The sequence below is a fragment of the Actinosynnema sp. NPDC023658 genome, from assembly GCF_040639995.1.
Taxonomy (GTDB): domain Bacteria; phylum Actinomycetota; class Actinomycetes; order Mycobacteriales; family Pseudonocardiaceae; genus Actinosynnema.
In genome coordinates, this window is record NZ_JBFAAX010000123.1 from 1 (window position 1) to 5,548 (window position 5,548).

Consider the following 5,548-nt stretch of genomic DNA (forward strand, 5'->3'; position numbering starts at 1 on the left):
GGCGCTGCTGGTGTTCGCGGCGGCGATCCTCGTGTTCGCGCCGGGCGGTGCGGGCTCGGCGGCGCTGATGTCCTCCGGCAACCCGCTGCCCGAGGCGGTGCGGGCGGCCTACGGCGGTGACAACGCGCTGGCGCAGGTCGTGAACTACGTGGGCCTGGCCGGGCTGGTGGCGTCGTTCTTCTCGATCATCTTCGCGTACTCGCGGCAGCTGTTCGCGCTGTCGCGCGCGGGTTACCTGCCGCGCTGGCTGTCCAAGACGGGGCGGCGCAAGACGCCGTACCTCGCGCTGATCGTGCCCGGCACCGTCGGGTTCGTCCTGGCCGCGATCATGCGCAGCGGCGCGACGCTGATCAACATCGCGGTGTTCGGCGCGGCGCTGTCGTACGTGCTGATGATGGTGTCGCACATCGTGCTGCGGGTGCGCGAGCCGGGGTTGGCGCGGCCGTACCGGACGCCGGGCGGCGTCGTGACCACCGGGGTGGCGCTGGTGCTCGCGGTGGCGGCGGTCGTGGCGACGTTCTTCGTGGACGAGCTGGCCGCCGGGATCACCGCCGGCATCGTGGTGGTGGCGCTGGCCTACTTCTGGTTCTACAGCAGACATCACCTGGTGGCCTCCGCGCCGGAGGAGGAGTTCGCCGCCATCGCGCAGGCCGAGGAGGAGCTGAAGGACTGACCGGCGCCGTGGGGGGGGGGGGGCGGCCCCCCCCCCCCCCCCCCCCGCTCACCGGGGGTCGACGTGCGGCTGCGGGAACTCGCCGCCGTCGACGCGAAGCCCGGTTGACACGACGTCACCACGGTTCCACCTATCGTGGAATGCAAGTCCTCCCGCGAGTGGGAACCCCTTGACAGCAAGGGGTTCGCACACCAGGAGGGAACGATCATGGCACGCAGGATGTCCATCGCCGGAGCGGCGGTCGCGGCGCTGTTGTGCACGGCCACTCCGGCACTCGCCGCACCGACCTTCGAAGACCAGGTTTTGGCTCTGACGAACGGGGAACGCTCCACCGCGGGTTGCCCGGCCCTCACGCCGAACGGCCAACTGGCCGCGGCGGCCAAGCGGCACAGCGACGACATGGCGCGCACCGGGAACTTCAGCCACACCGGCACCGACGGCAGCACAGCGGCGCAACGCGTCACCGATGCGGGTTATCACTTCCGTGTGACGGCGGAGAACATCGCCGCCGGCCAGGCGTCCGCCGAGGAGGTCGTGCGGGCGTGGATGAACAGCGAGGGCCACCGGGCGAACATCGTGAACTGCGAGCTGCGCGACCTGGGCGTGGCCCACGCGGTCGACGGCGGCAACAAGATCTACTGGACGCAGGAGTTCGGCGTCACCCAGTGACGCCGACCACCCGGGCCGGGCCGACCAGCCCCACGACGGCGTCTGCCGGCACGCCGTCGGGCACCCGGTCGCAGGACCACGCGACGCTACCGCCGTCGGCGGAGCGGCCCGGGCCACCGACCGCGGAGATCGTCCCCGGTCGACCGCAGGCACCCCCGCGGGTTCCCCGCAGGTGGGAAGTGTGCCCGTCGACGACGCCCCTGGCAGGATCGGGGCGTGAGTGACATTCAACGTGTTGGAGTGGTGGGATCGGGCCTGATGGGCTCCGGCATCGCCGAGGTCTGCGCGCGGGCCGGGCTGGACGTGCTGGTGGCCGAGGTCGACCCGGTCGCCGCGGAGGCCGCGCGGGGGCGGATCGCCTCTTCGCTCGGCCGGGGCGTGCGCAACGGCAAGCTGTCCGCGGAGGACCGGGACGCCGCGCTGGAGCGCCTGCGGTTCACCACCGACCTCGCGGACTTCGCGGACCGGAACCTGGTCGTGGAAGCCGTGGCCGAGAACGAGCAGGTCAAGACCGACGTGTTCGCGGCGCTGGACAAGGTCGTCACCGACCCGGAGGCGATCTTCGCGTCGAACACCTCCTCGATCCCGATCATGAAGCTGGGCATGGCCACCAGCCGTCCCGAGCAGGTCATCGGGGTGCACTTCTTCAACCCGGTACCGGTGTTGAAGCTGGTGGAGCTGGTGCCGTCGCTGCTGACCGGCGACCGGACCAAGGCCAGGGCCGAGGCGTTCGTGACCGGGGTCCTGCACAAGGAGGTCATCCGGTCGCAGGACCGGGCGGGGTTCGTGGTGAACGCCCTGCTGATCCCCTACCTGCTGTCGTCGATCCGGATGCTGGAGTCCGGGTTCGCCAGCGCCGACGACATCGACAACGGCATGGTGCTGGGCTGCGCGCACCCGATGGGTCCGCTGCGCCTGACCGACCTGATCGGCCTGGACACCACCAAGGCCATCGCGGAGTCGATGTACGAGGAGTTCAAGGAGCCGCTGTACTCGCCGCCGCCGTTGCTGCTGCGCATGGTCGACGCGGGACTGCTGGGCAAGAAGAGCGGGCGCGGGTTCCACAACTACGCGTCCTAGGACCGCCATCCCGTCCGAGCGGGCGTCCGCGGGCCGTCGATCCCGGTGATCGGCGGCCCCTCCGCGTGTCCGGGGCACTTACCACACGGGGGCCGCGAGAGTCACGTCAAGAAGTGGCCGAACAATTAACACCAGCGTCTTGAATGGCTGCCATCAATAGCCGGCCAAACGATCGCCCCTACCTCGGCCGACCCCCGGCACAAACGCCACGATCCGTCATCGCAGGCCGTCCGGTGATTAGTGCGAAAGACTGACAGAGGTCTAGTCAATAGGCCGTTCGGAGTAGTCTTGATTACCGACGTCGCCCGTGCGACCACTGATCGACAGGACCTGCGACATGCCTTTAGAGTGCCCTACGTCACGCTACGGCCGGCTGGTGGACAAGATTGCTTCGCCTAGCGTAACTTTCGACTCGCCCCCCACGAGGAGAACCCCGCCTTGGACCCTCAAAATGTTTCGATACGTGATTTCACGGGCGGACAGCTCAACGCCCTCCTACATTCTTTGGGCATCACGCAGGACCCGTCACAATCCATGGGGCTGCTCGCGGACGCGCTCGGCCCCGGAGGCCTCCGCCCGGTTTCCACCAGCCCGGCCTGGCCTTCCGACGTGGCCGACGACCACACCCCGGTCGAGTTCTCCACGGCGTTCGCGGCGGGCGAGTCCCCGATCCTCCGCACCATCGTCGAACCCACCGCGACCAGGCCTTCCCGTGCGGCCAACACGGCTGCGGCGCTCGCCGCGCTGGACCGGATGAAGCGGCACGGGAACCTGGACACCCGTCGTTTCGACGCGGTCAAGGACCTGTTCCTGCCGGAGCACCCCGAGCATGATTTCACGTTCTGGTATTCGTTGGTGTTCCGCGCCGACGACGCGCCGGCGGTGAAGGTGTACTTCAACCCGGAGGTGCGCGGCGAGGCCGCTGCCGAGGAGTTGGTGCGCGAGGGGTTGGAGCGGACCGGTTTCGCCGCCGGTTTCCCCGCTCTCCGCAATCGCGCGGTCACGAGGCCCGGACTTGACAGGTATTCGTTCTTCGCGCTCGACCTCGTCGAACAACAGCGGGCCCGGGTGAAGGTGTACATCTCGCACCACACCGCGGATGTAACGGACGTCACGCGCGCCGCGAAGGCCGCGCGAGGGGTCGATGTGGACATGGTGCCCGATTTTTGCCTGCTCACCGGCGGCAGCACCGGAACGTTCGACAAGCGCCCGCTGATTTCCAGCTACACGTTCCTGGACGGCGACGCGGACGCGCCCAGCGGCTATTCCCTCTACGTGCCGATCCGGGACTACGTCACGGACGACGAAGAGGCCCGCCGCCGGGTGCTCGCGGTCATGGCGAAGTACGACCTCGACCCCACGCCGTTCGACAGCGCGTTGCGCACCATCGCGCGACGACCGCTGGACGAGGGGGTCGGTCTGATCGCCCACGTGTCGCTGCGCATGGGCAGGCCGCGCCCCGGTGTCACGGTCTACCTCTCCTCCGAGGCCTACGATGTGGCCTCACCCCGTTCGATCAGCCTGGCAGGCTAGGAGCCCCACCCATGCCCACGATGGAGCCGTACCGCATCAAGGTCGTGGAGCCCATCCCGATCACCACGCGCGCGCACCGCGAGCGGGCGCTGGCCGCTGCCGGGTACAACCCGTTCAACCTCGCCGCCACCGACGTGACGATCGACCTGCTCAGCGACTCGGGCACCGGGGCCCTGTCGGCCGAGCAGCAGGCGGCGGGGCTGCGCGGTGACGAGACCTACGCGGGTGCGCGCTCCTACTACCGGTTCCGCGACGTGGTGCAGGACCTGACCGGCTACCCGCACGCCTACCCCGTCCACCAGGGGCGCGCGGCCGAGCGGATCCTGTTCACCGCGCTGCTCAAGCCGGGCCAGGTCAGCGTCAGCAACACGCACTTCGACACCACGCGCGCCAACGTCGAGATCCTCGGTGGTCACGCCGTCGACCTGCCGTGCCGGGCGGCGAAGGACCTCGACGACGACGCGCCGTTCAAGGGCGACATCGACCTGGAGGCGCTGGAGGCCATCCTCGCCGGGCCGCGGGACGTCGCCATCGTGCTGCTCACCATCACCAACAACGGTGGTGGTGGGCAGCCGGTGTCGATGGCCAACATCAAGGCCGCCGGCGAGATCGCCCGCCGCCACGGCGTGCCGTTCTTCCTGGACGCGGCGCGCTTCGCGGAGAACGCGTGGCTGGTCACGCAGCGGGAGCCCGGCTACGCCCACCACACCCCGCGGCAGGTCGCGGAGGAGGCGTTCAGCCTGGCCGACGGGTGCGTGGCCAGCCTGAAGAAGGACGCGATCGTCCACATGGGAGGGTTGCTCGCGATCCGCGACCCGGAGCTGGCCGCCAAGTGCGAGCTGCTGCTGATCGCGACCGAGGGCTTCCGCACCTACGGCGGGCTCGCCGGCCGCGACCTGGAGATGCTGGCCCAGGGGCTGCTGGAGGTGACCGACCCGGAGTACCTGCGCGCCCGCGCCGACGCCACCGCCTACGTCGCGGACCTGGCCCGGGCGGCGGGCGTGGACAGCGTGCGGCCGACCGGCGTGCACGCGGTGTACCTCAACGCCGGTCGCCTGCTGCCGCACCTGCCGCCGAGCCGGTTCCCGGGGTTCGCCCTGGCCACCGAGCTGTACCTGGCGGGCGGCATCCGGTGCGCCGAGCTGGGCTCGCTGTACCTGGGCGAGCTGGACGACGCCGGTGAGCTGGTCCGACCCGCGCCGTACGAGCTGGTCCGGCTGGCCATCCCGCGGCGGGTCTACACGCAGAGCCACCTGGAGTACGTCGGCGAGACGCTGGCGGAGATCGCGAAGGACCCGGAACGGGTGCCCGGGTACCGGTTGACGCACGTGCCGAAGCTGTTGCGGCACTTCAACTGCCGGCTCGAACCGGCGGTCTAGTCGGAACGGGTGACCGGTCCCCGGTCACCCACCGTCCCAGCAGGTCGGCGGCGGACGGGGCTCCCCGGCGGGGAGCCCTACGCCATCGCGTCGAGCCCGTACATCGTGTGCTGGTTGATGATCTCCAGAGCGGAGTTGGGGGACTGGCTGTGCCGCGCCACGGTGAGATCGCGGGGGAGGGCGGCGGACAGTACCTGGGCGCGGCGCGGGTCGT

Annotated in this window: 5 protein-coding genes; all 5 read left to right on the forward strand. The window is 70.1% G+C overall.

From position 1 onward, the window contains the following. A partial coding sequence (locus tag AB0G02_RS16155; protein ID WP_360794402.1) for an amino acid permease occupies window positions 1–673 on the forward strand: 673 nt, incomplete at its 5' end. A gap of 207 nt (window positions 674–880) precedes the next feature. Further along, the gene (locus tag AB0G02_RS16160; protein ID WP_360794404.1) at window positions 881–1,342 is read left to right on the forward strand and encodes a CAP domain-containing protein; all 462 of its coding nucleotides are present in this window, start codon (window positions 881–883) and stop codon (window positions 1,340–1,342) included. Window positions 1,343–1,558: 216 nt separating this feature from the next. Then, window positions 1,559–2,422: a 3-hydroxybutyryl-CoA dehydrogenase gene (locus AB0G02_RS16165; RefSeq protein WP_360794406.1), complete on the forward strand. Its 864-nt coding sequence runs from the start codon at window positions 1,559–1,561 to the stop codon at window positions 2,420–2,422. A gap of 534 nt (window positions 2,423–2,956) precedes the next feature. Continuing rightward, on the forward strand, window positions 2,957–3,955 hold the full coding sequence (locus AB0G02_RS16170; RefSeq protein WP_360794408.1) for a tryptophan dimethylallyltransferase family protein: 999 nt from the start codon (window positions 2,957–2,959) through the stop codon (window positions 3,953–3,955). 11 nt (window positions 3,956–3,966) lie between these two features. After that, the gene (locus AB0G02_RS16175) at window positions 3,967–5,334 is read left to right on the forward strand and encodes a tryptophanase (RefSeq protein ID WP_360794410.1); all 1,368 of its coding nucleotides are present in this window, start codon (window positions 3,967–3,969) and stop codon (window positions 5,332–5,334) included. Window positions 5,335–5,548 lie beyond the last annotated feature (214 nt).

Bases quoted from the DNA above. Each gene is read 5' to 3' on its own strand.
- AB0G02_RS16160 (WP_360794404.1), top strand. From the start codon at position 881: ATGGCACGCAGGATGTCCATCGCCGGAGCGGCGGTCGCGGCGCTGTTG.
- AB0G02_RS16170 (WP_360794408.1), top strand. From the start codon at position 2,957: ATGGGGCTGCTCGCGGACGCGCTCGGCCCCGGAGGCCTCCGCCCGGTT.
- AB0G02_RS16175 (WP_360794410.1), top strand. From the start codon at position 3,967: ATGCCCACGATGGAGCCGTACCGCATCAAGGTCGTGGAGCCCATCCCG.